At 70.7% G+C, this 25,302-nt stretch carries 21 protein-coding genes and 2 pseudogenes; 12 read left to right on the top strand and 11 right to left on the bottom strand.

What is annotated here, in order from left to right; genetic code table 11:
* Positions 1 to 59: 59 nt before the first annotated feature.
* Complete coding sequence (locus AC2W7J_RS01975; protein ID WP_485981252.1) at positions 60 to 467, bottom strand: RDD family protein; 408 nt, start codon at positions 465 to 467, stop codon at positions 60 to 62.
* Between the two features lie 207 nt (positions 468 to 674).
* Here AC2W7J_RS01975 and glnA point away from each other — a divergent pair, with 207 nt between their 5' ends.
* Both glnA and AC2W7J_RS01965 read left to right on the top strand, forming a co-directional pair.
* Complete coding sequence (gene glnA, locus AC2W7J_RS01970) at positions 675 to 2,099, top strand: type I glutamate--ammonia ligase (RefSeq protein ID WP_072624367.1); 1,425 nt, start codon at positions 675 to 677, stop codon at positions 2,097 to 2,099.
* Positions 2,100 to 2,208: 109 nt separating this feature from the next.
* Positions 2,209 to 2,679, top strand: coding sequence for a CinA family protein (locus tag AC2W7J_RS01965; RefSeq protein ID WP_485981250.1), 471 nt, complete (start codon positions 2,209 to 2,211; stop codon positions 2,677 to 2,679).
* Positions 2,680 to 2,748: 69 nt separating this feature from the next.
* On the opposite strand, the gene AC2W7J_RS01960 is transcribed toward AC2W7J_RS01965, so the two are convergent.
* From AC2W7J_RS01960 to AC2W7J_RS01940, 5 genes are all read right to left on the bottom strand, one after another.
* The gene (locus AC2W7J_RS01960; RefSeq protein ID WP_485981248.1) at positions 2,749 to 3,147 is read right to left on the bottom strand and encodes an Hsp20/alpha crystallin family protein; all 399 of its coding nucleotides are present in this window, start codon (positions 3,145 to 3,147) and stop codon (positions 2,749 to 2,751) included.
* A gap of 617 nt (positions 3,148 to 3,764) precedes the next feature.
* The gene (locus AC2W7J_RS01955; protein WP_485981246.1) at positions 3,765 to 4,643 is read right to left on the bottom strand and encodes an aromatic acid exporter family protein; all 879 of its coding nucleotides are present in this window, start codon (positions 4,641 to 4,643) and stop codon (positions 3,765 to 3,767) included.
* Between the two features lie 363 nt (positions 4,644 to 5,006).
* Positions 5,007 to 5,453: an SRPBCC family protein gene (locus AC2W7J_RS01950; RefSeq protein WP_485981245.1), complete on the bottom strand. Its 447-nt coding sequence runs from the start codon at positions 5,451 to 5,453 to the stop codon at positions 5,007 to 5,009.
* Between the two features lie 16 nt (positions 5,454 to 5,469).
* Positions 5,470 to 6,963 carry an NAD(P)/FAD-dependent oxidoreductase gene (locus AC2W7J_RS01945; RefSeq protein ID WP_485981243.1) on the bottom strand — a complete coding sequence of 498 codons (1,494 nt, stop codon included), beginning with the start codon at positions 6,961 to 6,963 and terminating at the stop codon, positions 5,470 to 5,472.
* A 323-nt stretch (positions 6,964 to 7,286) separates the two neighbouring features.
* Positions 7,287 to 7,976: a TetR/AcrR family transcriptional regulator C-terminal domain-containing protein gene (locus AC2W7J_RS01940; RefSeq protein WP_255186028.1), complete on the bottom strand. Its 690-nt coding sequence runs from the start codon at positions 7,974 to 7,976 to the stop codon at positions 7,287 to 7,289.
* A 257-nt stretch (positions 7,977 to 8,233) separates the two neighbouring features.
* On the opposite strand from AC2W7J_RS01940, the gene AC2W7J_RS01935 reads away from it, so the two are divergent.
* From AC2W7J_RS01935 to AC2W7J_RS01925, 3 genes and pseudogenes are all read left to right on the top strand, one after another.
* Positions 8,234 to 9,649, top strand: coding sequence for an alpha,alpha-trehalose-phosphate synthase (UDP-forming) (locus tag AC2W7J_RS01935; protein ID WP_485981242.1), 1,416 nt, complete (start codon positions 8,234 to 8,236; stop codon positions 9,647 to 9,649).
* Positions 9,642 to 10,577, top strand: a pseudogene (locus AC2W7J_RS01930) (glycosyltransferase); the annotation flags it as partial. The gene AC2W7J_RS01935 and the pseudogene AC2W7J_RS01930, both read left to right, overlap by 8 nt.
* 241 nt (positions 10,578 to 10,818) lie before the next feature.
* Positions 10,819 to 12,669, top strand: a complete 1,851-nt coding sequence (locus tag AC2W7J_RS01925; protein ID WP_485981240.1) for a glycosyltransferase family 2 protein — start codon at positions 10,819 to 10,821, stop codon at positions 12,667 to 12,669.
* 73 nt (positions 12,670 to 12,742) lie between these two features.
* On the opposite strand, the gene AC2W7J_RS01920 is transcribed toward AC2W7J_RS01925, so the two are convergent.
* Positions 12,743 to 13,720: a cation diffusion facilitator family transporter gene (locus AC2W7J_RS01920; protein WP_485981238.1), complete on the bottom strand. Its 978-nt coding sequence runs from the start codon at positions 13,718 to 13,720 to the stop codon at positions 12,743 to 12,745.
* Complete coding sequence (locus AC2W7J_RS01915; RefSeq protein WP_255186023.1) at positions 13,717 to 14,202, bottom strand: transporter substrate-binding domain-containing protein; 486 nt, start codon at positions 14,200 to 14,202, stop codon at positions 13,717 to 13,719. The genes AC2W7J_RS01920 and AC2W7J_RS01915 overlap by 4 nt, the downstream gene beginning before the upstream one ends.
* A 71-nt stretch (positions 14,203 to 14,273) precedes the next feature.
* Between AC2W7J_RS01915 and AC2W7J_RS01910 the strand changes: the two genes are divergently transcribed.
* Positions 14,274 to 14,759 (top strand): NAD-dependent epimerase/dehydratase family protein, encoded by a 486-nt coding sequence (locus AC2W7J_RS01910; RefSeq protein WP_485981236.1) that lies wholly within the window; start codon positions 14,274 to 14,276, stop codon positions 14,757 to 14,759.
* Complete coding sequence (locus AC2W7J_RS01905; protein WP_485981234.1) at positions 14,729 to 15,286, top strand: Rossmann-fold NAD(P)-binding domain-containing protein; 558 nt, start codon at positions 14,729 to 14,731, stop codon at positions 15,284 to 15,286. Before AC2W7J_RS01910 ends, AC2W7J_RS01905 begins: the two co-directional genes overlap by 31 nt.
* 39 nt (positions 15,287 to 15,325) lie before the next feature.
* Here AC2W7J_RS01905 and AC2W7J_RS01900 read toward each other — a convergent pair whose 3' ends face one another.
* The 3 genes and pseudogenes from AC2W7J_RS01900 to AC2W7J_RS01890 form a co-directional block, all read right to left on the bottom strand.
* On the bottom strand, positions 15,326 to 16,321 hold the full coding sequence (locus AC2W7J_RS01900; RefSeq protein WP_485981232.1) for an alanine racemase: 996 nt from the start codon (positions 16,319 to 16,321) through the stop codon (positions 15,326 to 15,328).
* A 937-nt stretch (positions 16,322 to 17,258) separates the two neighbouring features.
* Positions 17,259 to 17,570 (bottom strand): annotated as a pseudogene (locus AC2W7J_RS01895) (NAD(P)H-binding protein); the annotation flags it as partial.
* A gap of 4 nt (positions 17,571 to 17,574) precedes the next feature.
* Positions 17,575 to 18,297: a CPBP family intramembrane glutamic endopeptidase gene (locus AC2W7J_RS01890; protein ID WP_255186019.1), complete on the bottom strand. Its 723-nt coding sequence runs from the start codon at positions 18,295 to 18,297 to the stop codon at positions 17,575 to 17,577.
* A 153-nt stretch (positions 18,298 to 18,450) separates the two neighbouring features.
* Between AC2W7J_RS01890 and AC2W7J_RS01885 the strand changes: the two genes are divergently transcribed.
* From AC2W7J_RS01885 to AC2W7J_RS01865, 5 genes are all read left to right on the top strand, one after another.
* Positions 18,451 to 19,227, top strand: coding sequence for an NAD-dependent epimerase/dehydratase family protein (locus AC2W7J_RS01885; RefSeq protein WP_485981230.1), 777 nt, complete (start codon positions 18,451 to 18,453; stop codon positions 19,225 to 19,227).
* 23 nt (positions 19,228 to 19,250) lie between these two features.
* Complete coding sequence (scpC, locus tag AC2W7J_RS01880) at positions 19,251 to 20,765, top strand: succinyl-CoA:acetate CoA-transferase ScpC (RefSeq protein ID WP_485981228.1); 1,515 nt, start codon at positions 19,251 to 19,253, stop codon at positions 20,763 to 20,765.
* A gap of 72 nt (positions 20,766 to 20,837) precedes the next feature.
* The gene (locus tag AC2W7J_RS01875) at positions 20,838 to 22,019 is read left to right on the top strand and encodes an MFS transporter (protein ID WP_485981226.1); all 1,182 of its coding nucleotides are present in this window, start codon (positions 20,838 to 20,840) and stop codon (positions 22,017 to 22,019) included.
* Positions 22,020 to 22,057: 38 nt separating this feature from the next.
* Positions 22,058 to 23,476 carry a glycoside hydrolase family 3 N-terminal domain-containing protein gene (locus AC2W7J_RS01870; protein ID WP_485981225.1) on the top strand — a complete coding sequence of 473 codons (1,419 nt, stop codon included), beginning with the start codon at positions 22,058 to 22,060 and terminating at the stop codon, positions 23,474 to 23,476.
* Positions 23,477 to 23,579: 103 nt separating this feature from the next.
* Positions 23,580 to 25,136, top strand: a complete 1,557-nt coding sequence (locus AC2W7J_RS01865) for an SPFH domain-containing protein (protein WP_485981223.1) — start codon at positions 23,580 to 23,582, stop codon at positions 25,134 to 25,136.
* Positions 25,137 to 25,302: the final 166 nt, after the last annotated feature.

Raw genomic sequence — 25,302 nt, 5'->3', positions numbered from 1 at the left:
CAGCGCCCAACTCCGCAAAACCCTAGGGTTTTGCGGAGTTCAAGGGCGGGAGACGCTGGTCAGACCCGGACGACGTGGGTGCGGGCGGCGAGGTCGTGCAGGCCGCGGCCGTCCCCCTTCGCCGTGACGAGCGCGGGGATGAAGAGGCAGAGCAGGGCGGCCCGCACCGCGGAGCGAAGGGGGGTGACCCACTCCCCCACGAGCGGCACCACCCGCAGCCCGAGGAGCCGGTGACCGAAGGTCGCGCCACCGAGGGTGACGCCGACGAGGTTGAGCAGGAACAGCAGCCCGAGCGGGACGAAGGAGAAGGCCTCCGGGCTCAGCTCGACGAAGCGGCCGATGAGGCCGTTGGTGATGAGCAGGCAGGCGACCCAGTCGATGACGACCGCCACCAGGCGCCGAGCAAAACCGGCGCTGCTCCCCCCTTCGTCAGGGGTCGGGACGGGACGGCCGGTGCTGCTGCTCACCGGGGCAGCCTATGCAACGCCCGTGGACGCTCCTGCCGGGCCGTCGTCCCGAGCGCTAGGGTTGGTCTCAGCACGTGGGACGCACGTCTCATGTAACACCGGTGAAACATTCGGGTCATGGTCGAGAAACCGGCCGTGCCTACAGTCATCACCAACAGTTGAAGCGGCGGGTCAGAGCGGCCTGCCGCCCCACCCCAGGAGGATGGTTTGTTCAGCTCCCCTGACGAGGTCCTTGAGTTCATCAAGGCCGAGGACGTCAAGTTCGTCGACATCCGCTTCTGCGACCTGCCGGGCATCATGCAGCACTTCAACGTGCCGGCCGAGTCGATCGACGAGGACTTCTTCACCGAGGGCCAGATGTTCGACGGATCCTCGATCCGCGGCTTCCAGGCCATCCACGAGTCCGACATGAAGCTCGTCCCGGACATCAAGACCGCCTACCTGGACCCCTTCCGCGAGGAGAAGACGCTCATCGTCAACTTCTCGATCGTCGACCCCTTCACCGGTGAGCAGTACAGCCGCGACCCGCGCAACGTCGCGGCGAAGGCCGAGGCCTACCTCAAGTCGACCGGCATCGCCGACACCGCCTACTTCGGCGCCGAGGCCGAGTTCTACGTCTTCGACGACGTGCGCTTCGACACCCAGCCGCAGGGCTCCTACTACTTCGTCGACTCGATCGAGGCCAAGTGGAACTCCGGTCGCAAGGAGGAGGGCGGCAACCAGGGCTACAAGACGGCCATGAAGGGCGGCTACTTCCCCGTGCCGCCGGTGGACCACTTCGCCGACCTGCGCGACAAGATCTGCCTGAACATGAAGACCGTCGGCCTCGAGGTCGAGCGCGCCCACCACGAGGTCGGCTCCGCGGGTCAGCAGGAGATCAACTACAAGTTCAACACCCTGCTCCAGTCCGGCGACGACATCATGAAGTTCAAGTACGTCGTCAAGAACACGGCCTGGCAGGAGGGCCGCACGGCCACCTTCATGCCGAAGCCGATCTTCGGCGACAACGGCTCGGGCATGCACACCCACCAGTCCCTGTGGAAGGACGGCGAGCCGCTCTTCTACGACGAGCAGGGCTACGGCGGCCTGTCCGACATCGCCCGCTGGTACATCGGTGGTCTGCTCAAGCACGCCCCCGCGCTGCTCGCCTTCACCAACCCGACGGCCAACAGCTACCACCGCCTGGTCCCGGGCTTCGAGGCCCCGATCAACCTCGTCTACTCGGCCCGCAACCGCTCGGCCTGCATCCGCATCCCGATCGCGGGCAATTCCCCCAAGGCCAAGCGCGTCGAGTTCCGCATCCCGGACCCGTCGAGCAACCCCTACCTGTGCTTCGCGGCGCAGCTGATGGCCGGCCTCGACGGCATCAAGAACCGCATCGAGCCCCCGGAGCCGGTCGACAAGGACCTGTACGAGCTGCCCCCGGAGGAGCACGAGGCCATCGAGCAGGTCCCGACCTCGCTCCCCGAGGTGCTCAAGGCCCTCGAGGCCGACCACGAGTTCCTGCTCGAGGGCGACGTCTTCACCCAGGACCTCATCGACACCTGGATCCAGTGGAAGTACGAGAACGAGGTGCTCCCGCTGCAGGTCCGCCCGCACCCGCACGAGTTCGAGATGTACTTCGACATCTGAGCCGTCTCTGACGAAGGGCGGGACCCGGTCACGGGTCCCGCCCTTCGTCATGGGTCGCGCTGCGCGACAGCACTCGCACCGGCACCATCGACGTACTAGCCTTCTGGTCGTGACCTCCGCCTCGGCAGACGAACTCGTCGACGAGATCGCCCGTGCCGCCTGCACCGTCGACGCCCGGATCGCGGTGGCCGAGTCCCTGACGAGCGGGAACATCGCCGCGCGTCTGGGGCGGGGGCAGGATGCCAGTCAATGGTTTGCCGGCGCCGTCGTCGCGTACAGCGTCGACGTCAAGACCACCGTCCTGGGCATGACGCGTGGACTCGATCCCGTGTCGGGCGCCGCCGCCCAAGAACTCGCGCGCGGGGTGCGTGAGCTGACGGACGCCACCATCGCCGTCTCCGCCACGGGTGTCGGGGGCCCGCAGGACCAGGACGGCCACCCTGCGGGGACGGTGTACCTGGGGTGGTCGACCGCGTTCGAGGAGGGCAGCCGACTGCTGGAGTGCTCCGACGACCCGGCGAAGGCCCTCGAGGACACCGTCGAGTCCGCGCTGCAGGAGATCCACCGACTCCTGACGTGACCTTCGCCCTGCCCGACACGCGAAGAGCCCTGCACGGGTGCAGGGCTCTTCGCGTGGATCGCGGGGCGACTAGGTGGAACTCTCGCGATCACGGGTGCTGGACGACTCCTCGCCCCGGTCGGAGGACGCCTCCACTTCGAGCGGCTGGGAGGACGGTGTCCCGACCGAGATCTTTCGCGGCAGCGATCGCTTGTTCACCGGCAGGACGACGGTCAGGACCCCGTTGTCGTAGGTGGCCGACACCTGATCGGGATCGATGTCATCCCCGAAGGTGATCTGCCGCCGGTAACTGCCGGAGAAGCGTTCACTGGTCAACCACTGCACCTCTTGCTCGTGCAGGGACGAGCGGTGAGCGGTCAGGGTCAGGACGCCGCGACCCATGTTGACGTCGATGCTCCCGGGGTCCATGCCCGGAAGGTCCGCGTGGACGAAGTAGCGATCCTCCATGCGGTAGACGTCGACCGGCATGAACTGGGGCGAACGTGATGTCGAGCGAGTCCCCAGGAGGCCCTGCGCGAGGGCGTCCAACTCGGTGAGTGCATCAGAGCGCATCATCAGAAATCAACCTCCAACGATGAGGCCACCCACCGCCCCGCGGGGGTGGCTGTACCTGAACTGACCTCACCAAAATTAGCACTCTCTACCCGAGAGTGCCAACCCTTTGGAGACGGAAATTTGGCGTGATGGACGGGCCAGCACCTCGACCAGCTGCGCGACGCTGGGAGAGCCGTCCGGGCTCAGTGGCGTGCGGTAGTTCCGGTAGGCGAGCCCGACCGGTGCGTCCGGTGCAGCGAAGGGGTCGTGGCCGTCCAGCAGCACGGACCGTGACCCGTGAAACCCCATTCCTGCGCCTCTTCCGGGGTCCTGACCCGCACCGCCTCCACGTCGCGGACCGGCCGACGGCGGCCAAGGCCCGGCTCAGGTGCTCACCGGCCACCTGCTGATGGGGCAGCCGTCGACGACGAGGAGCTGGATGGGCATGAGTCCATCCTCCCCGTACGTCGACTCGAACGCGAGGCCCTTCACACAGCGCCGATCGCAGCTGGTCGACCCCTGCGCCATGACTGACGCGCGGTCTCGCAGCCTCAGGTGCGCACCGGCTCCGCCGTGGCCACGTCGTCGACGACGTCGATGAGGACCTGGAGGTTGGCGATGAGGGCGCCGTACAACGGCCACAGCAAACCGGACAGATCCTCGGTCGACAGGTCCTCGGACAGGCGACGCAGATCCTCACGCACCTCGGCCACGTCCGCGTCAGGGTCGGCGATGCGCCGACCCAGGTTCTCGAGGAGGTCGATGTAGCGATCGCGGAAGCGCGGATCCCATTCCTGCGACGCACGGCTGGACTCGCGTACGTGCCGTGCGATGCTGCGCACCAGGCTGACGCCCTCCTCGAGCCGCACCAGGATCTGCGGGTAGGTCTCCAGGTGCTGACCCGGATGGAGCCTGTGCCGCGGGTTCCAGGACCGTCCCTCCTGCGCGGTGCGCACGAGCGACCACGCCTCCGTCAGATCGGTGTCGATGGATCTCGTCGTCTCGATCCAGTCGGCCTCCTCCTGCTCCTTGCGCGGCTCGCGCAGCTGCTGGGCCATGTCCACCAGCAGAGCCCCCAGCCTGCGGTCCACGTCGTCGATCTGTCGCTGGGCGCTGCTGTCGTACAGCGGCGGCAGCACCAGGAGGTTGACGAGCAGCGCCACGACCACGCCGATGGCTGTGCTCAGCAGGCGGTCGGGCAGCAGGTCAATGGCCCGAGAGTCCGGGATGTTGTACCCGGTCGCGAGGACGAACAGCACGGTTGTCGCCACGGTGATGCCCTCGTCGCGCAGGACCCGCAGACGGGAGAGGGCGAGGCCCATGAGCAGCGCCAGACCGAACGACCAGGCTGTGACCTCGAAGAGCTCGACGACCACGAGCGCCAGGAGGATGCCCAGCCCGACGTGATCACCGTCTGCAGGCCGCGCCACATCGTCCGGTAGACCGTGGCATGGACGGTCAGCAATGCCACCCACGGCGCCAGGTAGGCCTGCTTCAGCTCCCACACCAGCTCGGCCAGGACCCAGGCGCCGACGGCGGCCACGGTGGCCTTGAGCAGCTGCAGGAAGTCGGTCTGGGTCACCGGGGACGAGAGCCACGATCTCGCCCGTGACGTCCACCTCGGTGCGTTCAGTGCGTCCACCCGGCCAGTAGACCCCACCGTGAGCACCGCGCCAAACGTCGTCACGGACCCGTCAGCGTCTCAGGGGCGTGCGGTCGCGCGTGGCCGGCAGGGTCACCCACGGACGCGGTCAGGCGTCGCCCACTCAGGCTCTCGCGACGCGCGCTCAGCCTCATGCGGTCCGGCCGGCGCGCCCCTCCACGAGCAGACGCAGACGGCGCAGAGTCTCGGAATTGCGCCACATCAGGGCCGGCTGACGCACCAGCCCCGGCACGAGCACCCCCGGCCCGGAGACGACGTCCTCGTGGATGGCCACCTCGGTCTGTTCACCCGATGGTGTCAGGGTGAGCCGGACCTCGGCCTTCCCCACCGGCCAGGCGCGCGCGCACAGGGTGAGGGATCGGTCGGGGTCCGATGCGAGCACCCGGGTGTGGTCGTCGACCAACCCGGGCCAGACGCCGACCGAATGGTGGATGCGGCTGCCGGCAGCGGGCCAGTCCGCATCGACATCGCGCATCCTCGAGGCACCGACGACCCACAGGGGGTAGAGCCAGCCGTCGCTCAGCACCGACCAGACGTCCGCGGTCGAGGCGTCGATGAGGGTGGTGTTCTCGCTCATGCAGAAATCCTCCGGTTCAGGGATGTTTCAGGAATGGTCGTCGTCGCGCAGGGCGAGGGCTCGGGTGGCGGGTCCCTCGAGGACCTCCCCGGTCGGCGCGAAGCGCGAGCCGTGGAGGGGGCAGTCGTAGCTCTGGTCGGCATCGTTCCACTCGAGCACCCCACCGAGGTGGGTGCAGATCGCCGTGACGGTGCACGTGCGCCCGTCGATGGTCGACCGGCAGCAGCCCCTCGCGGCCGACGGCGCCTTCACCTTCCGGCACGTGCTTGGGCAACGGCTTCAGGGCCGCGCGTCCCAGTTCCAGGGAACCGGCTGCGGCGACGCCCGCGTTGATTCGGGCCATTCCCACAGCCGCGGGGAGGCGCCCGCGCCCGCGGTGCAGACGCTGCGCCCACGCCACCGGGTCGCCGAGGATCTGCCCGGACACGGCCAACGCGGCAGCGGCCCCGTTCGTCATCCCCCACTTCGCGAACCCGGTGGCCACGTGGACCCGGCAACGCCCCAGCGGCAGGAGTCCCACGCGCGGCAGCGCGTCGGGCGAGGTGTAGTCCTGCGCCGACCAGTGGTGGGTCTCCACCGCCTGCGGGAAGTGCTCCGCCGTCCACTCCCGCAAGCGGTCCAGGTGGCCCTGCTCGTGCCGGGCCCGGCCCACGGTGTGACCCTCTCCGCCGACCAGGAGGCGACGGGCGGCCCCGTCGCCGGGTGCATCGCGCACGGATCGGCTGCTGCCGTGGGCGCTGAGCAGCATCAGGTCCGGAGGGTCCGGGTGGTCGAAGGCCAGGGCGTAGGAGCGCTGCGGCTCGAGCCGGGCGAAGTGGAGCGCGCGGTCCACGGTGGGCGCGCCGGTGGCCAGGACGATGGTGTCGCTCGACAGCCGACCGCCGTCCCAGCGCACCGTGGGCCGGCCGATCACCGAGACGTGCTGGACGCGGGCACCGGTGACCACCCGGCCATCGGCGGCACGCAGATCCGCGACGAGACCGTGCAGCAACTCCATCGGGTCGAGCTGTGCCTGGTCGGCCAGCACCACGCCCCCGGCGTGCGGGAAGGGAACGGGCAGGTCGTCGCTCCAGCGCGTGGCCAGCCCCACCGCCGTCGCGGCCTCGTGCTCGCGCAGGGCCGCGCGGCGACCTCGATCGGTGTCGGGGGCATAGGTCACCGCGTCGCGTCGCTGGACCGCGATCCCCTGCGCCTGGCAGTACTCCAGCACCCAGTCCTGGCCGGCTCGGTTGGCCTCGAGGTAGGCGGAGGCGACGTCGACGGGGTGGCGACGCAGCAGGGTGCTGTACTTCGTCCCCTGCAGCAGGGAGACCTTTGCCGTCGTGTTGCCGGTGGCGACGGAGCCGAGATCGCGCGCCTCGAGGACGACGACATCGCGCCCAGCGCGGGCCAGCAGCAGGGACGTGGTCAGCCCGGTGATACCGGCGCCGACGACGACGTCGTCACACCGCTCGGAGGTGAGGACATCCGAGGGGATCGGCGCTCGTCCGTCACGCCACAGGGACGTCATGACCTAACCCGCGCGTCACCGCAGGACGTGTCATCGGCGCCCTGGCGGATCACCGCACTGGACCGTTGGGCAGGTGACGCGGGAGTGCTGGGGTGCATGAGTTCTCTCCTGGGAGGTGGTGGTCGCTCCGGTGGCGCGTGGACGTGCCCACCACCGAAGAGATGGGCGACGCGAGCCGCGCTTCGCACGTACCGCTACCCCACATCACCGGTCACGAATCCGCCCCGGTGCTCGCCGGAGGATCATCCTCGCCATGGGTCTGGCCGCGCCGGTGAGGTCCGGGGCGGGACAGCCGCGCACCCTCGTGCTTGCAGACCTGGTGATCAGAAGGTCCGCTCGATCCGGTCGATGAGGGCTTCAAGACCCACCTCGAACTCCTGGGTGCTGCTGTCCTGACTGAGCCGGTCCCGCATCCGGACCACGTGCGGCGCCTTCGCCAGGGGCTCGCGCAGGCTCGTCTCCCGCTCCTCGGCCTTCGCCGTGTCCGCGTCTGCGATGTCGCTGCCGTGGGCCGCGACCTCCAGGAGCAGGGATCCGACGAGGAAGGTGGTGAACAGCTTGTACGCATCCACCGCGGCAGCGTCGTCGAACCCTGCGTCCGTGAGGGTCAGGAGGAAGTTCTCGACCAGTTCGATGCTGCGCAGCGGCGGTCGCAACCACGGTGCGGCCGGGTGTCGCGTGGCGGCCAGGGGGAAGGCCGCAGGGTGCTCTTGGGCCATGCGGCGCATCTCGTGGGCCAGGGTCTGGAGGTACCCCTGCCAAGAGGTCGGCTGGAGATCCGTGACCTCCCGCGCGACCGAGGACAGGAGATGGTCGATGACTGCCTCCAGCAACTCCTCCCGGCCCGAGACGTAGCGATAGAGCGCCATCGCCTCGACGCCGAGTGCCTGGCCGACACGACGCATCGTCAGCCCGTCCACACCCTGCTCGCTGATCAGTTCCGTTGCTGCACGGACGATCTGGTCACGGTCCAGCCTGGGACGGGGTCCCCGCTGCGGCACGGGATCGCTCATCGCGGCCCTTCCTGTCGACAACGCCTCGGGAGTTCACCTGGGAGAACAGCCTAGGGGGCCTCACTCCGGGGAGGAGGCGGCCTGTTGCCACATTGGAATTTACGCCGTACGTTTACGACGTAATCATCGTCGGGAAACCGCCCGCGCAGCGACGCGTCCGGTGTCGGGAAGGATCAATCATGGGTCTCACTCAGCCCGATCAGCACCGCGGGACCCGAGTCGAGTTCCCCTCTCATCCCACCTTCGACGAGGTCGTGGTGGCCAACCGGCTGCCCGTGACGCGTGACCTCGACGAGGACGGTTCCGGTCTCTGGAGAACCACCCCCGGTGGCTTGGTGACCGCCATGGGCGCCATCACGGGTGGACGCCGGGGGGCGTGGGTGGGGTGGACCGGGGACGCCGATGAGGTGCCCGAGCCCTTCGTCCTGGGGGGCTCCACACACCTCGTTCCGCTGTCCTTGGGCCACGACGAGGTGAGCGACTTCCACGAGGGATTCAGCACTGCCACCTTGTGGCCGCTGTACCACGACGTGATCGCGCAGCCCGTCTTCCGCCACCGGTGGTGGGACGCCTATCTGCGGGTCAACGAGCGCTTCGCCAGCTCCGCTGCGGCATGCGCTGCGCCGGGCGCCACCGTGTGGGTCCACGACTACCAGCTCCAGCTGGTCCCCGATCTGATCCGCCGCGCCCGGCCGGACGTGCGGATCGGGTGGTTCAACCACATCCCCTTCCCCGCCGCGGAACTCTTCTCGCAGCTGCCCTGGCGCGAGGAGGTGCTGCGCGGACTCCTGGGGGCAGACGTGCTCGGTTTCCAGCGCCGGTCTGACGCGGACAACTTCCTCCGCACCTGCGCACAGGTCCTCGGCCTGTCGACCGAACCGGGATCGATCATCTGCCCGGACAGCACCACGGCCGACCCCGCTGCCGCACCGCGACGGGTCAGCGTCACGGTCATGCCGGTCTCCGTCGACGCGCAACAGATCCACGAGCTGGCCCGCAGCCGTCGGGTGATCGAACGGTCGCGCGAGATCCGCCGGAGTCTGGGCGACCCGAAGACGCTGCTGCTGGGCGTGGATCGACTCGACCACACCAAGGGCATCCGTCACCGCTTGCGGGCCGTGTCCGAGCTCTTGACCGAGGGAGAGCTCGTCGCCGGCGAGCACGCCGTCGTGCAGGTCGCCACTCCCAGCCGCGACCGGGTCGCTGCCTACCGGGACCTGCGAGACGAGATCGAGGGCATGATCGGCAACATCAACGGGGACCATGCAGACCTGGGCGTCACGGCCGTCCACTATCTGCACCAGCGGCACTCTCGCGAGGAGATCGTCGCCCTGTACCTGGCCGCCGACGTCCTGGTGGTCACCCCCCTGCGCGACGGGATGAATCTGGTAGCCAAGGAGTTCGTCGCCGCGCGTGCCGACGGGGGCGGAGCCCTGGTCCTGAGTGAGTTCGCCGGGGCCGCCGACGAACTCGACGCCGCCTACCTGTGCAATCCGCACGACCTCAGCGATCTCAAGCGCACCATCCTGCGAGCCATGCGCGACGAAGCGGACGACGCGCGCCGACGGATGCACGTGATGCGTCAGCGGGTCCTGGCGCACGACGTCCACGCGTGGGCCGCAGGACTCTTGGCCGCCGTGGAGACGATGTCGCCGCAGGTGACCCGTGGCTGAACCGGCCCCGATCGCCCGGGACAGGACCCCGGCCGACCCACCGTGCGCACGCGGATCTCTCCCGTGGGGTGCGAGCAGGCCCACGGCCACGACACCGCTGCGCATCTGCCTCATCGGATCGAGCCGCTTCCCGATCAGGGAGCCCTTCGCCGGGGGCCTCGAGGCACACACCCATGCCCTGGCCCGAGAGCTCCTGCGACGGGGGCATGACGTCTCCCTCTTCGCCGCGGCCGGATCCGATCCCGCGCTGAACGTGGTGCACCTGCCCTGCGCCGTCTACGAGTCCGACGAGGAGTCCCGCCGCGACGTGGCCGCTCCCCCGGAGCAGTGGATGGACGAGCACCACGCCTACCTGGGGCTGATGATGGACTTGGTACGCAGCGGGCGTCGCTCCTTCGACGTCATCCACAACAACAGCCTTCATCACCTGCCGATCGCGATGTCGAGCGCCGTCGACCTCCCGATCATCACCACCCTGCACACCCCACCCGTCCCATGGCTGACGTCGGCGATCGCCTACGCCGGGGACAACTGCCACTTCGTCTCGGTCAGCCACGCGACGGCCCGCGCGTGGTCACCCATGGTCGCCAGCACCCCGGTGCACAACGGCATCGACCTCGATCAGTGGTCCCCCGGACCCGGTGGCGGACCGGCCGTGTGGTCGGGGAGGATCGTCCCGGAGAAGGCGCCGCACCAGGCGGCCCGGGCGGCGCGTTCGATCGGGATGCCGCTGTGGATCGCCGGCGAGATCCTCGACCGGCGCTATTTCACGACCGAAGTCCAGCCGCTCCTCGGGGACGGCATCGAGTACGTCGGACACCTGACGCACCGCGAGCTCACCGATCTCGTGGGTCGGGCCACCGTCGCCGTCGTCACCCCCGCGTGGGAGGAGCCCTTCGGGCTCGTCGCCGTCGAGGCCTTGGCCTGCGGCACCCCGGTGGCAGCATTCGCGCGGGGCGCCCTGGGCGAGATCGTCGACGAGACGCAGGCGCGCTGGCCCCGGGCGGACGTCCCGGCCCTCGGGCGCTGGCGATGCGCGCCGCCGCCACCCGCGACCGCGTGGTCGTGCGAGCGGCCGCCCGTGCGCGGTTCTCCCACTCAGCGATGGTCGACAGCTACGTGGACCTCTACCGTCGCGCGACCGGGGCCACGACCGAGGACCCGGCCGCGTGATCGGCTACTACATCCACCACCACGGCTCTGGACACCTGCACCGCGCCCGGGCGGTCGCCGCGTCGTGGGGGTCACAGATCACCGGGCTGTCCTCGCTCCCCCGCCCCGCGGACTGGCCGGGCGAGTGGGTCCGCTTGGAGGACGACGCGCCCGTCGACCCGGGTGCCGACGTCACGGCCGGTGGGCACCTGCACTGGGTCCCGCGCAGGCACCCCGGCCTGGGGCAGCGCATGGGTGCGCTGTCGGCGTGGCTCGTCGCCGCCAAGCCGCGCGTGCTCGTCTGCGACGTCTCGGTAGAGGTCGCGGTGCTGGCGCGCCTGCACGGGGTCCCTGTCGTCACCGTCGTGCAACCGGGCGAGCGCTCCGACGACCCCCACCTGCTCGGGTACGGGATCTCCGACGCCCTGGTGGCCCTGTGGCCGGAGACCGCCGACATCCGCACCGGTCTCCCCCTTCGCCTCCGCTCGCGCATCCGGTACCTGGGCGGACTGTCCCGTTTCCCCGCCACCGCCGCCGGTGCGGTCCGGGACAGGAGCGTGGCCGTGCTGTGGGGACGCGGCGGAGGGGCTGACCCGGAGCGCCTCCTCGAGGCCGCCCGGGCAGGCAGTGCGGGCTGGACCTGGACGATGCTGGGCGGGCAGACCTGGAGCGCGGACCCCTTCGCCGTCCTCTCCACCGCCGAGGTCGTCATCACCCATGCGGGGCAGAACGCCGTCGCCGAGACAGCCGCGGCCCGCCGGCCGCGTCGTCATCCCCCAGATCCGCCCCTTCCGGGAGCAACACGTGACCGCCCGAGCGCTGCGGGCCCCCCGCTGGCCGGCCACCGTCCTCGACACCCTCCCCCGACGCGGGTGGACGGACCTGCTCGAACGCACCGCTGGACTCGACGGCAGCGCATGGTCTGCATGGTGCGACGACCGTGCCGCGTCACGTTTCGTACAGGTTGTGCGGGAGGTGGCGGCTGCATGAGCACCGTCGCTCTCATCACCATCGTGCACGGGCGCCATGACCACCTCGCGAACCAGGCCGTGACCGTGAGGGACGGCACCCGGCGCCCCGATCTGTGGGTCGTCGTGGCCATGAACGACCCGACGCTCACCGTGGCGGGGGCGTGTGTGCTCCACCTGGACACCGACCTGCCGGGCCTGCCCCTGGCCGCCGCCCGCAACCTCGGGGTACGGCACGCCATCTCCCTGGGTGCCGACGTCCTGGTCTTCCTCGACGTGGACTGCCTGCCCGGACCACGACTCGTCGAAGCCAGTGCCGCCGCCGTCGACGACGCGCCGGACGTCGTGTGGTCGGGGGTGGTGACCTATCTGCCGCCGCCACCGGACCGCGGCTACGCCCTCACCGACCTGCAGACCCTCGACGCGCCCCACCCCGGGCGGCCGGCTCCCGACGCGGGCGAGCGTCTGGACAACCCTGACCCCGACCTCTTCTGGTCGTTGTGCTTCGCGCTGCACCGCCACACGTGGCAACGCATCGGCGGATTCTGCGAGGAGTACGTCGGCTACGGCGGGGAGGACACCGACTTCGCCCGGGTCGTGCACGAGCGCGGCTTCCGGCACAAGTGGCTCGGCGATGCCCGGGCGTACCACCAGCACCATGAGATCGAATCACCACCGGTGCGGCACGTCGACGCCATCGTGCGCAACGCAGCGATCTTCCACGACAGATGGGGCGTCTGGCCGATGACGACGTGGCTGAACGCCTTCGCCGAGCTCGGCCTGGTCGAGTGCCACGACGGTCGATGGCACCGCACGCAGGCGCGCGATGTCCCGGCCGTGCCCGAACGGCAGACGCCTGGGACCACCTCGGGCGCGCAGCCTCGCTCCGGGCACGTCTGAGACCTCGGGGCCACCATGACGGCCGTCGTCGCGGCCGGCAGGACTGCGGCGTGGACGATGGCGGTCGCGCCCGTCAGCGGGTGAAGGCCTCGGGGATCTGCCGAACGGGGACGATGACGACGTCGTCGACCTTCCAGTCGAGGTCACGGGCCACCTGGGCGGCGTGCTCGAGATCGTCGATGTCGGCGGTGTGGCCCGCGTGCGGCACGACGAAGCTCTCCACATGGAAGACGTGCCCCATGTCGCGCACGCGGCTGTGGCTGCTGTGCACCCACGCGATCTCCTCGAGTGCCTCGTCGATCTGCTCGGTCAGGGGGTGGCGTCGCGTCCCGTCCACCGTGCGGGCCTGGGCGTCCATGAGCGCGCCCGACGCGTGTCGCACGTTGGTCCACCCGTCGCGGATGATCGACACGGAGATCGCGATCGCGACGACCGCGTCCGCCCACCACAGCCCGACCCCGATGCCGAGGACGCCGACGATCGTCCCGGTCGCAGTGCGCCAGTCCGCCTTCTGCATGTCGGCGTCGTTGTACAGGACCCGGTCGTGAAGGGTGTCCGCGAGCGGCAGCTTGATCCGTCCCAGGATGACGGGGCCGATGGCGGTGTAGACGGTCGCGGCGATCATCACCCAGCCCGCCCACACCGCATGACCGAAGAGGTCGACGGTCCCGACCGGAGGGTGCTCGCCGCGCAGCAGACCCATCGCCGAGTCGACGATGAGGTAGACGCCCATGCCCAGGAGGGCGACCGCGGCCGCCAGGTGTCCGCCACCGACGGCGCGATGGTGACCGTAGGGGTGCTCGGCGTCCACCGGGCGTCGGGCGCGCCGCTGCGCGAACAGGAAGGCGATCGGCGGGATGAGGGCGAGCATGTCCTCCACCCACGCCGCCTTCATCGCCTGCGAGCTGCCCATCGCGAAGAAGACCACGACGATGCAGGTCGCCATGTACCCCAGGGTCACCCACTCGAGCCGGATGGCCCGCCGCAGGGCCGTGCCCTGCTCGTCCGGTAGACGGGTGCGCCCGAAGGAGAGCGCTCCCGGCGTGCTCACGGCGCCCTCCCGTGGGTGTCGAGCCACCGCTCGAGCGAGGACTGCGCGGCGTTCTCGCCGGCCGGGACCGCCATCACGTGGGCGCGTGGTCCGTCCGGACCAGGGACCTCGACGTAGGGCCGGGTGAGTCCGACCTTCGAGCTCCACGCGCTCTGGTCCGTGAGACCGCCGATGAGGACATCGATGTCACCGCGCTCGAGTGCGGCCACGAGGGCCTCCTCACCATCGACCTGCCAGGCGACCGTGGCACCGAGTGATTCGGCCCATCCCGTGATGATCTCGACCTCGGAGCCGGAGGGCGGGCTCGTCGTCACGTCGGTCCACGGTGGGTGGTGCGACACACCCACCCGGATCTCGCCCGATGAACGCACCCGGTCGAGCGTTCCGTCAGGGTCCTGCGGGATGCTCCCGCACGCGGCAAGAAGCAGCAGGAGCACGGCGCAGGCCGCCAGACGCACGACATTCCCCAGGCCGACGACCATGGGGACATGCTAGCCACGCGGCTCCAGTCGGGTCAGACTCCACGCCCTTCGCGAGCACTACTGTCACGCACATGACTCCTCCCGTGAGATCGCCCCGCCCATCCACGGACGCCACCGACGAGGACGGCGCCCTGCGGGTCCTGGTCACCGGCGCGACGGGATACGTCGGCTCCCGCCTCGTGCCCGAGCTGCTCGCCGCCGGCCACACCGTCGTCGCGGCGAGCCGCTCGGGGACGCAGAAGTTCCCGTGGGACGACGAGGTCGAGACCCGCGAGTTCGACATCGAGGACGACGACCTCGTCGCCAGCGCCGTCGACGGGGTCGACGCCGTCATCTACCTCGTGCACTCCATGGAGTCCGAGGACTTCGAGCGCAGGGATCGCCAGGCTGCCCAGCGGATGGCGTCGCCTGCGAGCAGGCCGGTGTGCAGCGGATCGTCTACCTGTCGGGCCTGGTCCCGGACGGCCAGCTCTCCCCCCACCTTCGTTCGCGGTACGAGGTCGAGCAGGTCTTCCTCAACTGCGCGGTGCCCACGGTCGTGCTGCGCGCCGCGATGATCATCGGGGCCGGATCCACGTCCTACGAACTGTTGCGGCGACTGAGCCAGCGCGTCCCCCTCTTCACCCCGGTCCCGACCTGGATGCACAGCAAGGTCCAGCCCATCGCCATCGTGGATGTCCTCCACCTCGTCCGCCGGGCACTGACCGTCCAGCCGCCGCCGAACGACCACTTCGACGTGGGCGGTGAAGACGTCCTGGAGTACGTGGAGCTGCTGCGGCTCTTCGCCCAGGTCGCCCGCCTGCCGCGCGTGCAGGTCGAGGTCCCGGGACTGCCGAGCGCCGTGGTCGGTCGGATCAGTGCCCTGATCTCCGGGATGCAGTCGACCGAGGTCAACCACCTCATCGTGAGCCTGCGCCACGACATGGTGTGCGAGGACTACTCGGTCCGCGACGAGCTCCTGGAGCCGGGGTACGACTACGTGCCGATCGGCGAGGCACTGCAACGGGCACTGGACAGCTCCGGCCCGGCCGGGACCACGCGCGAGGGGGATGTCATGAGCGGGGCGCCCACCGACCCCCTCTGACCCCCTTCGCCCGTGGCCGGACACCGAGGGCTCGCGGGGTCAGGCGAGCCTGGCGCCGAGGTCGCGCAGGTACCCCGAGAAGCCACCGGCGACCCGGCCGCGCAGTCGCCCCGAGGTGAGGATCGTCGGACTCGCGGCCACGTTCGCGCCGGCGGCGACCACCGCCTCGACGAGCAGCACGTCCTCGTGCTCGGGCACGGGCGGGAACCCACCCGCCGCCTCGAAGGCCGACCAGCGCACCCCGAGGTTCGCGCCGTGCACGTGGCGCGTCGGGTGGGTCGAGGGGTGCAAGCGCGACCACTCCCGGTACGTGGCCTCGTCGAGGTCGCGGGGATCGGGCCGGGCCTGCCCCAGGACGAGGTCGGCGGTGAGCAGGGACGCGTCGTCGGGTCCGCGGCCGATGACCGTCGCCACGACCGACAGGGCGATGTCGTCGATCTGGCACGCGCCGTTGCCGGCCATGACGAGGTCGAAGAAGACGAAGACCCCGGCCCGCACTTCGGTGACGCCGGTGAGGTCCTGCGCGGCGTGAGCGGTCGGGGTCGAGCCGATGCTCACCACGGGCGCGGCGTGGCCGTCGGCGCGCAGCCGGTGCGCCGCCTCGACGCTCGCGCGCCGCTCCTCCTCGGCGGCCGGTGCCTGCGCAGCCCGCCCGATCGCGCCATAGGACTCGCCCGCGTGGGTCATCACGCCGCGCACCTGCGCGCCCCCGTCGGCCAGGGACCGGGCGATCTCGAGCAGCATCGGGTCGTCGGGGCGCACCCCGCCGCGGTGACCGTCGGCGTCGATCTCGATCAGGACCGGGATGCGCTCGTCGTGCTCGACCGCGTGGGCGAGCACCGCCTGGGCCTGAGCCGGCGTGTCGAGCAGGACGGTCAGGTCGACGCCGCGCCGGCGCAACCGCACGACGCGCTCGAGCTTGCTCGGCGCAATCCCGACCGCGTAGAGGATGTCGGTGTACCCGGCGTCGGCGAAGAACTCCGCCTCGGCCAGCGTCGAGACCGTGATCGGCCCCGTCCCACCGTCGAAGAGCATCGCGGTCGGCTCGAGCGCCTTGGTGGTTCACGTGCGGCCTCAGGGGAACGCCCAGACCGTCCAGGTGGGCCCGCAACCGCGCGATGTTGCGTTCCACCTTGGCGCGGTCGACCAGGGCGAAGGGGGTCTGTGCCGCAGTACTCATGGGGTCATGATGGTCGCCGGCGTCGCCGGCGTCGCCGGGACCACCGGCACGGGGCCGCGACTCCTCGGCCGACCGGCTGCGGCGGACGAACGCGGCCGTGAGGACGCCGAGACCGATGGCGCCGGCCGCCGCGGTGAGCGCGTTGCGCAGCACGTGGTCCGGCTCGACGCCACGCATCGCCGCAGTGACCGCCTCGTCGAACCCGAGCAGACCGCGCTCGGGCTGTCCGGCGTACTCGTCCAGGTCCCACTCGCGACGCACGACCTCGTGGACGAGGCTGCCGACGAGAGGCTTGGCGACTCCGGCCTCCACCGGGGTGATGATCCCGACCCAGTGGCTGGCCAGCCACGGGGTGAGCACGGGCACGGGCAGGATGACCCGCCGGCGCAACCCGGTGACCGCGGCGAAGCGCTGGATCATCTGCTCGTAGGTCATCACCTCGGGCCCGCCGATGTCGAAGGTGCGGTTGACGTCCTGGGGCAGGCTCGCGGCCCCGACCAGATAGTGCAGGGCGTCGTCGACCGCGATCGGCTGGATCCGGTTGCGCAGCCACCGAGGGGCGACCATGACTGGCAACCGCTCGGTGAGGTAGCGCAGCATGTCGAAGGATGCCGACCCGTCGCCGAGGATGACCGCGGCCTGCAGCACCGCGGTCGGGACCGGACTGTCGAGGAGGACCTGACCGACCTCGACACGCGAGGCGAGGTGGACCGAGAGCTCGACGCCCTCGGGGTGCAGCCCGCCGAGGTAGACGATGCGGCCGACCCCTTCCGCGGACGCCGCCGCCGCGAAGCCCTGCGCGAGCTCACGGTCCCGCCGGGCCAGGTCCCCGCCTCCGTCCATCGAGTGCACGAGGTAGTAGGCGACGTCGACACCGCGCAGCGCCGTGCGCAGGTCCTGCCCGGAGGTGACATCGCCCTCGACGATCTCGATCCGGTCGGCCCACGGCTGGGAGTCCAGGCGCTGGGCCGAGCGGCTCAGTGCGCGCACGTTCCAGCCGGCATCGAGGAGCTCGGGCACGAGCAGGCCGCCGATGTAGCCGGTGGCGCCCGTGACCAGGACGGTCCCGCGGGAGGACGAGACGGCGGAGGGGGTAGGGGTCATGTGATCACCTGACGACGTCGAGAAGGGGTGGGAGGAGCAGGAGCATGGCGCTGGACCACAGGATGTGGGTGATGATCGGCGCGAGGACGCCACCGGTGACCCGGCGCTGGGCACCGGTGAGCACCCCCAGCAGCACGGCCGCGAAGGCCAGCATCAGGTTGCCGGTCAGGGCGGTGGCGGCGGCGTAGACGACGGTCGTGACGGCGATCGGGTGGCGTCGCCCGATGGCGGCGTAGAGGGCCCCGCGGAAGTACAGCTCCTCCCCGATGCCCGTCAGGACGGTGATCGCCCAGATGAGACCGAGCGTGCCGTAGCGCGCGTGGTCGAGCACGGCGTCGACCGGGCCGGCCAGCCACGGCACCCTGCCGACGACGACCGCGCCGGCGAGGAAGATGGCGATGGCCAGGGCGGCGAGGGCGACGGGTTGGACGACGGGTCGCACGAGCCGACCGTCGCGGGAGTGCGCCCAGCCCAAGTGCAGCGAACCGGCGATCAGTCCACCCACGGCCCAGACCGCGGCGAGCACGAGACCCCCGAGGTAGAAGAGGTCGTCGCCGGGCGGGATCCGGATCGTCAGACCGAGCACGACCGTGCCGACGACGAGCGTGACCCCGGCGATGACGCGTCGCCGACGGAAGAGCGCGTCGGGTTCACTGTGGTCACGCGGTACCGGCTCGACGAGCGCGGCGGCAGCGAAGTCCCGCAGCTCCTTGACCGGGTTGGTCACGGCGGCCTCCCGTGGGTGGACTGTGAATGCGTCGAGCCTCTCATGGCGTCCCTCGGCCAGGTCACCGCAGGACGGGTCACCGCTGCACGATGACCCGTCCTCGCCGAGCGCCAGCCCTGTTGACGAACCGCCCTCACGCAGCAGAGTGGGGGGATGACGAAGCGACGTGTCCTCATCACCGGTTCGACGGGCGGGGTCGGCACGATCCTGACCCAGCGCCTGCACGACGACTACGACCTCGTCGGGCACGCACGCGAACCCGACCCGGGCGCCGACCCGGTGGTCCGCGGGGCCGACCTGGTCGACTACGACGCGGTCCTGGCAGCCATGGACGGCATCGACACCGTCGTCCACCTGGCCGGTGCGGCGTCGCCGGAGGCCTCGTGGGGCCAGGTGCTCGACGCCAACATCGTCGGCACCCGCAACGTCCTGGAGGCCGCGCGTGCGGCCGGGGTGGCACGGGTCGTCTTCGCCTCGTCCAATCACGCGATGGGCATGTACGACCGGCTCGAGCAGTGGCCGGTCTACCCCGGCACGCTCCCGCGTGCCGACTCGCTCTACGGGGTGTCCAAGGTCTTCGGCGAGACGCTCGGCCGGTACTACTTCGACGAGCACGGGCTGTCCTTCATCGCGTTGCGGATCGGCTGGGTCTGCGGTGACCCGACCCTCGTCGACACCGATCTCCTCCATGCCATGTGGCTGAGCGAGGACGACGCCGCACAGGTCGTGCGCTGCGCGATCGAGGCGGACATCGGCTTCGGCATCTACTACGCGATCTCCGACAACCTCAATCGCCGCTGGTCGATGACCAACACGACGCTCGAGCTCGGCTACCGACCCCGGGACTCGTGGTCGCACGAGGCACCCGCCGACGAGCCCGTCGTCGAGGGCGGCCGCGCCGTCGACGACTCCTGGCCGAAGGGGTCGTGACCCGGCCCTGACAGGATGACGCCATGTCCCGCATCACCTGTCCGCTCCTGAGCACGCGCGTCACGACAGCGGAGAGCGCGGTCGAGCACATCCGCCCCGGCGACAACGTCGGGATGAGCGGGTTCACCGGTGCCGGCTACCCCAAGGCGATCCCGCAAGCCCTGCACGATCGCATGGTCGCCGCCGCGGCGCGGGGGGAGGACGACCGGATCGGACTGTGGACGGGTGCCTCGACCGCGCCGGACGCGGACGGGATCCTCGCGCAGGCTCGCGGGGTGAGCAGTCGGCTGCCGTACAACTCCGACCCGACGATGCGCAGCCTGATCAACTCCGGCGAGGTCGACTACGTCGACGCGCACCTGAGCCACTCGGCACAGCACATGTGGTTCGGCTTCTACGGCAACCTCGACGTCGCCGTCGTCGAGGTCACCGCGATCCTGCCGGGCGGCCTGCTCGTGCCGAGCAGCTCGGTCGGCAACAACAAGACCTGGCTCGACCAGGCCGACCGGGTGATCCTCGAGGTCAACCACTGGCAGCCGCGCGAGTTCGAGGGCTTCCACGACGTCTACTACGGCACCCAGCTGCCGCCGCACCGCCGCCCGATCCAGCTGACCGACCCGATGCAGCGGATCGGCGACCCCTACCTGCGGGTCGACCCGGCCAAGGTCGTGGCCGTCGTCGAGACCGACCGACCGGACCGCAACTCCCCCTTCACCCCGCCCGACGAGACCTCGCGGGCGATCGCCGGCCACGTCGTCGACTTCCTCCGGCACGAGGTGCGGGCCGGGCGGATGCCCCACTCCCTCCTGCCGTTGCAGTCCGGGGTCGGCAATGTCGCCAATGCCGTGCTCGCGGGTCTGGACGGCAGCGAGTTCACCGACCTCGTCGCCTTCACCGAGGTCCTCCAGGACGGGCTGCTCGACCTGATCGACAGCGGGACGGTGCGCGCGGCCTCGGCGACATCCTTCGGTCTCTCGGACGTCGGGGTCCGGCGCTTCCTCGACAACATCAGTGCGTACAAGGGGCGCATCCTGCTGCGCAGCGAGGAGATCTCCAACCACCCCGAGCTCGTCCGGCGCCTCGGCGTCATCGCGATGAACGGCATGATCGAGGCCGACATCTACGGCAACGTCAACTCCACCCACATCGCCGGCAGCCAGATCATGAACGGCATCGGCGGCAGCGGCGACTTCACCCGCAATGCCTTCCTCAACTTCTTCCTCACCCCGTCCACGGCGAAGGGCGGGAAGGTGTCCGCCATCGTCCCGATGGTCAGCCACGTCGACCACACCGAGCACGACGTGCAGGTCATCGTCAGCGAGCACGGGCTGGCCGACCTGCGGGGGCTCTCCCCGCGCAAGCGGGCGCCGCGGATCATCGAGCACTGCGCCGACCCGACCTTCCGTCCGGCGCTGCACGACTACCTCGAGCGGGCGCAGGCGGCGCGGCCGGGCGCCGTGCACTCGCCGCACCTGCTCGGCGAGGCGCTGGCCTGGCACGAGCGCTTCCTCGAGACGGGGAGCATGCGCGAGGGGTGAGTGGGTCCGGCCCTTCGAGACGGCCGCGGGCGGCCTCCTCAGGGACCGGTGGGGGGTGAGAGACTGCTGCCAGTGAGCAGTGTGTGGACCGCGCGGGGGATGCCCGCGCTGCTGGCGGCGACCTTCCTCGGCTTCAGCGGATTTTCCGTCCTCATGCCCGTCGTGCCCCTGTGGGTCGTGCGCGGTGGTGCGGACGAAGGGGGCGCCGGTCTCGTCAACGGCGTGCTGCTGCTCGTCACCGTCCTGACCCAGTTCACCGTCCCGGCCCTGCTGCGGCGCTTCGGCTGGGGGCCGACCCTCGCCGCCGGGCTGGTTCTGCTCGGCGCCCCGTCCCTGGGACTGATCGCCAGCGACGAGCTGTGGGCGGTCCTGGCCCTGTCCGCCGTACGCGGCGTCGGCTTCGGCATCCTCACCGTCACCGGCAGCGCGGCCGTCGCCGAGCTGTCGACCCCCAAGACCCGCGGCAAGGCCGTGGGCGCCTACGGGCTGGCCGTCGCCGGGCCGCAGGTCGTCCTCCTGCCGCTCGGGTCGTGGGTGGCCGAGACGATCGGTTTCGCCTGGGTCTTCGTCGTCGGCGCCGTGCCCCTGCTCGGCGCGCCCGCCGCGCTCGCGCTCCGGTCGGGTCCTCTCCCCGGCTGCCGCACCCGTCCGACCGGGGACGAGGACGCGGGCGGCCCGAGCACGCCGCGGGTCGCGCTCACCCTGCTGCGGCCGATGGTCCTGCTCATGGGCGCGACGATCGCCGGCGGCGCCGTGCTGACCTTCGGGCCGCAGATGGTGCGCGACCCCGCGGTCGTCATCCCCGCCCTCGCCCTCATGGAGCTCATGGCCGCGATCTTCCGCTGGTGGATCGGCGGCGTCGCGGACCGGCACGGTGCACAGCGGTTCGTCGCCCCCTTCGTCGTCCTCACGGTGCTCGGGGTCGGTGCGATCGCCTGGGCCGTCGACGAGCAGTCCGTGCCGCTGCTGCTCGTGGGTGCGCTCGTGCTCGGCAGTGCCTACGGCGCGCTGCAGAACCTCACGCTCGTGCTCTCCTTCGCCGCCGTCTCCCGCCGGCACGTCGGGCTCGCGAGCTCGATCTGGAATGTCGGCTACGACCTCGGCACCGCCATCGGCTCCATGCTCGTCGGTGCCATCGCGACGGCATCCGACTTCCCCACGGCGCTGCTCGCCACCGCGGTCTTCGCGCTCGTCACCCTGCCCCTGGCGGTGGCTTCGAGACGGTCGCGGGGCGACCTCCTCAGCCAGCGGTAAGGGAGGCGGAGGGCGCCGATCAGTGCCACTCTGGAGGGGTGAAGCGCACGCTCGCCCTGACCAGCGCCGCCGCGGTCCTCGCGGTCACCGCGGCGTCGGCCTCCGCCGCACCGACGACGGGAGCGGCGCCCCCTTCGGCCGTGACCGCCAGCCGGGCCGACCAGGTGCACGCGGCGATGACCCGGGACCAACGCATCGGGCAGCTCTTCATGGTGGCCACCCCCGCCGACTCGGTGTCCGCGGGCCTGCGCTCGGCCGTCAGCGAGCAGCACGTCGGCAACGTCATCCTCATGGGGCGCAGCACGAGCGGGGCCGACCACATCCGCTCGGTGACGACCTCGCTGCAGCGGCTCACCGAGCCCGCCGACGCGACGGCCGCGGTGCCGGCCTTCCTCTCCGCGGACCAGGAGGGCGGCAACTTGCAGGTGCTGCAGGGTTCCGGATTTTCGCGGATGCCGACGGCGCTCTCGCAGGGCACCCAGGCCACGTCGACCCTCCAGGCCAATGCCGTGCGCTGGGGCACGCAACTGTCGCGAGCGGGGGTCAACACCAACCTCGGGCCCGTGCTCGACACCGTCCCGTCGGCGTACAAGGCGACCAACGAGCCGATCGGTCGCTGGGACCGTGAGTACGGCGCCTACTCCGCCACCGTGACGACGAAGGGAGGTGCCGTGCGGGCCGGCATGTCGCGCGCCGGGGTCGCGACGACGGTCAAGCACTTCCCCGGTCTGGGGCGGGTCACGGGCAACACCGACACCACGAGCGGGGTCACCGACACCGTCACGACGAGCACGTCGGCGCTGCTCACGCCCTTCGCCGACGCCGTGACGGCGGGGACCCCCTTCGTCATGATGTCGTCGGCCTCCTACTCGCGGATCGACTCCTCGCAGCCAGCGGTCTTCTCCCCCACCGTGATCCGCACGATCCTGCGGGAGCGGATGGGCTTCGACGGCGTCGTGATGACCGATGACGTCGGCAACGCGAAGCAGCTCGCGGCGTGGACTCCCGCGCAGCGGGCGACGAAGTTCATCGACGCCGGCGGCGACATGGTCCTCACCGCACGCACGGACACCCTGCCGGCGATGGTCTCGGCGGTGCGCACCCGGGCCGCGAGCGACGCGAGCTTCCGGGCGAAGGTCGACGCCGCCTCGCTGAGGGTGCTGCGCGCCAAGGAGGCCGCCGGGATGCTCGGCACGCGGATGACGCCGACCGGCACCTTCAGCCCCTATCTCGTCGGGCGGATCCAGCGCTGGCTCGGCAAGCCCGAGACCCGCGTCTGGGACTCCGCGACGATCACGTTCCTCCAGTGGCGCATCGGCGCGACCACCTCTGGCCGCTGGGACCCCGCCTCGATCCGGGCCCTGCAGGACTACCTCGGCATCAGTCGTGACGGGGCGACGCGGTGGACCCCGCGGACGACGGCGCAGCTGCAGCGGTACCTCAACACGCAGCTGTAACGGGGAGTGCTCCCCCTCCCGTGGGCGGCCCTGTGCGTGAAAGGATCGCGCCAGACCAGCACCACGAAGGGGAATCGCCTTGAGCACAGGGGCACAGCAGTTCATGAACGCTGCCCGCCAGGTCGCGGGAGCGGCCGGCATGGGTGGCGCCGTCGACCAGGCGTTGGAGCAGGTGCAGCAGGGCACCGGCTTCGACCTCAATGCGCGGGACTTCCCCGCCGCCCGGGGCGAAGGGGGGTCCGCCGGCACCCGGATCAACGCCGAGCACGTCTCGCTCGACGACGCGGCCGAGGCGCTCAGCCGCAGCCGCTACGAGATGAGCCAGACCGGCCCGGTGCACGTCATCACGCCGATGGTCATGCCCAAGGGCGGCCGCCTGCGCGCGATGATCCCGGTCATCGCGCTCGTCCTCATCGGCATCGCCGGCGGGGTCGTGCTCCTCCCCTTCGACCTGAGCTTCGCGGTCTTCGGCCCGCACTACTGGCTGCTCGTGCTCGTCGCGGCGGCCTTCCTCTGGTGGCGCCAGGGCATGGTCATGGTGCCCGAGGGCTGCACCGCCCTGATCTCGCGCTTCGGCAAGGTCGAGGCCGAGGTCGGTCCCGGCCGGGTGACGCTGTGGAACCCGTGGAAGCGCGTGTCCTACATCGTCAACACCACCCGCGAGTACCCCTTCAACGCGCCGATCCGCTCGGCACCGACGAAGTCGGGCGTGCAGGCGTCGGTCGACCTCTTCCTGCAGTTCCGCATCGTCAGCGCCCGTGAGTTCGTCTTCGTCCTCGGTGCCGTCCAGGGCTTCCAGGACAAGCTCAACAACGCGATCTCGGAGACGACCCGCTCGCTCATCTACGAGCAGGAGGCCTCGGGCATCTACGACCTCGTCGGCGAGAGCACCGCGCGACTGCTCGAGCAGCTCAACGCGCAGTTCGCCCCCGCGGTCGAGCTGACGACGGCCAACATCACGCACGCGGAGCCGTCGGCGCAGGAGTACCGGATGGACCTCGCGGCGCCGGAGATGATCCGGGTCGCCAAGGAGGCCTACACCTATGACTACGAGCTGGGGCTGAAGAAGGAGCAGAACGAGGGTGACCTCAACAAGGACCTCGCCTCGCTCAACGAGAACCTCTCCGCCATCCAGGCCGACATCGCCCGCTACCAGGCGCAGATGGACACCGCCCTCGAGCGGGAGACCAACCGGGCCAACGCCGTCGCGCGCCAGCGCTTCGTCGAGTCGGAGTCCGAGGCCAATGCCAATGCCGCGCTGCTCGAGGCCCAGGCCCTCGACATCCGCGCACTGAGCGCGGCCCTCGCGCCGGAGATCCTCGACTACCGCTACCAGCAGGACATGCTCGACAAGATGGAGGGCGTCTCCGGGTCGCTGCCGCAGATCGTGCGCGTCGGCGAGGAGTCGGAGGGCGTCGACTACCTGCAGATCGCCCGCCAGCTCGTCGCGGTCAAGGCGCCCAGCTCTTCACCGCCGAGGACATGGAGGCCATCCGCGCCCGCCAGGCCGACATCGCCGCCCGCGTCTCCGAGCGCGAGGCCGACATCGAGCAGCTGCTGCAGGTGCCCGAGGAGAGCGACGTCGAGATCCTTCCGGTCACCGAGTCCGACCTCGACGCCGAGGGCGCGCAGCGTCTCGACGAGATCCGGCAGTCCGTGACCGACGAGAGCGTCACCGAGGCCATCGGTGCCGTGCAGGAGGAGGCGACCCCGCCCCCTTCGCTCCCGGAGGACACCAACCCGCGGTCCGACCTGCAGGACGAAGGGGAGGGACCCGCCGCCCCCCGCCGCCGGGCCTGGCACCGTCCGCCCCGGGGCGCACCGCC

The sequence above is a fragment of the Janibacter sp. CFPM2_SD2 genome, assembly GCF_057364645.1.
Note: the sequence above shows the minus strand (reverse complement) of the source record. Positions and strands in the feature narration are given on the sequence as shown.

What these genes read in the sequence shown, in the direction of transcription:
- AC2W7J_RS01940 (WP_255186028.1), bottom strand. Translation starts at nt 7,976, where the DNA reads ATGAGCGATCCCGTGCCGCAGCGGGGACCCCGTCCCAGGCTGGACCGT.
- AC2W7J_RS01960 (WP_485981248.1), bottom strand. Translation starts at nt 3,147, where the DNA reads ATGCCGGTCGACGTCTACCGCATGGAGGATCGCTACTTCGTCCACGCG.
- AC2W7J_RS01950 (WP_485981245.1), bottom strand. Translation starts at nt 5,453, where the DNA reads ATGAGCGAGAACACCACCCTCATCGACGCCTCGACCGCGGACGTCTGG.
- AC2W7J_RS01945 (WP_485981243.1), bottom strand. Translation starts at nt 6,963, where the DNA reads ATGACGTCCCTGTGGCGTGACGGACGAGCGCCGATCCCCTCGGATGTC.
- AC2W7J_RS01865 (WP_485981223.1), top strand. Translation starts at nt 23,580, where the DNA reads ATGAACGCTGCCCGCCAGGTCGCGGGAGCGGCCGGCATGGGTGGCGCC.
- AC2W7J_RS01900 (WP_485981232.1), bottom strand. Translation starts at nt 16,321, where the DNA reads ATGCTCTTCGACGGTGGGACGGGGCCGATCACGGTCTCGACGCTGGCC.
- AC2W7J_RS01915 (WP_255186023.1), bottom strand. Translation starts at nt 14,202, where the DNA reads ATGGTCGTCGGCCTGGGGAATGTCGTGCGTCTGGCGGCCTGCGCCGTG.
- AC2W7J_RS01885 (WP_485981230.1), top strand. Translation starts at nt 18,451, where the DNA reads ATGACGAAGCGACGTGTCCTCATCACCGGTTCGACGGGCGGGGTCGGC.
- scpC (WP_485981228.1), top strand. Translation starts at nt 19,251, where the DNA reads ATGTCCCGCATCACCTGTCCGCTCCTGAGCACGCGCGTCACGACAGCG.
- AC2W7J_RS01910 (WP_485981236.1), top strand. Translation starts at nt 14,274, where the DNA reads ATGACTCCTCCCGTGAGATCGCCCCGCCCATCCACGGACGCCACCGAC.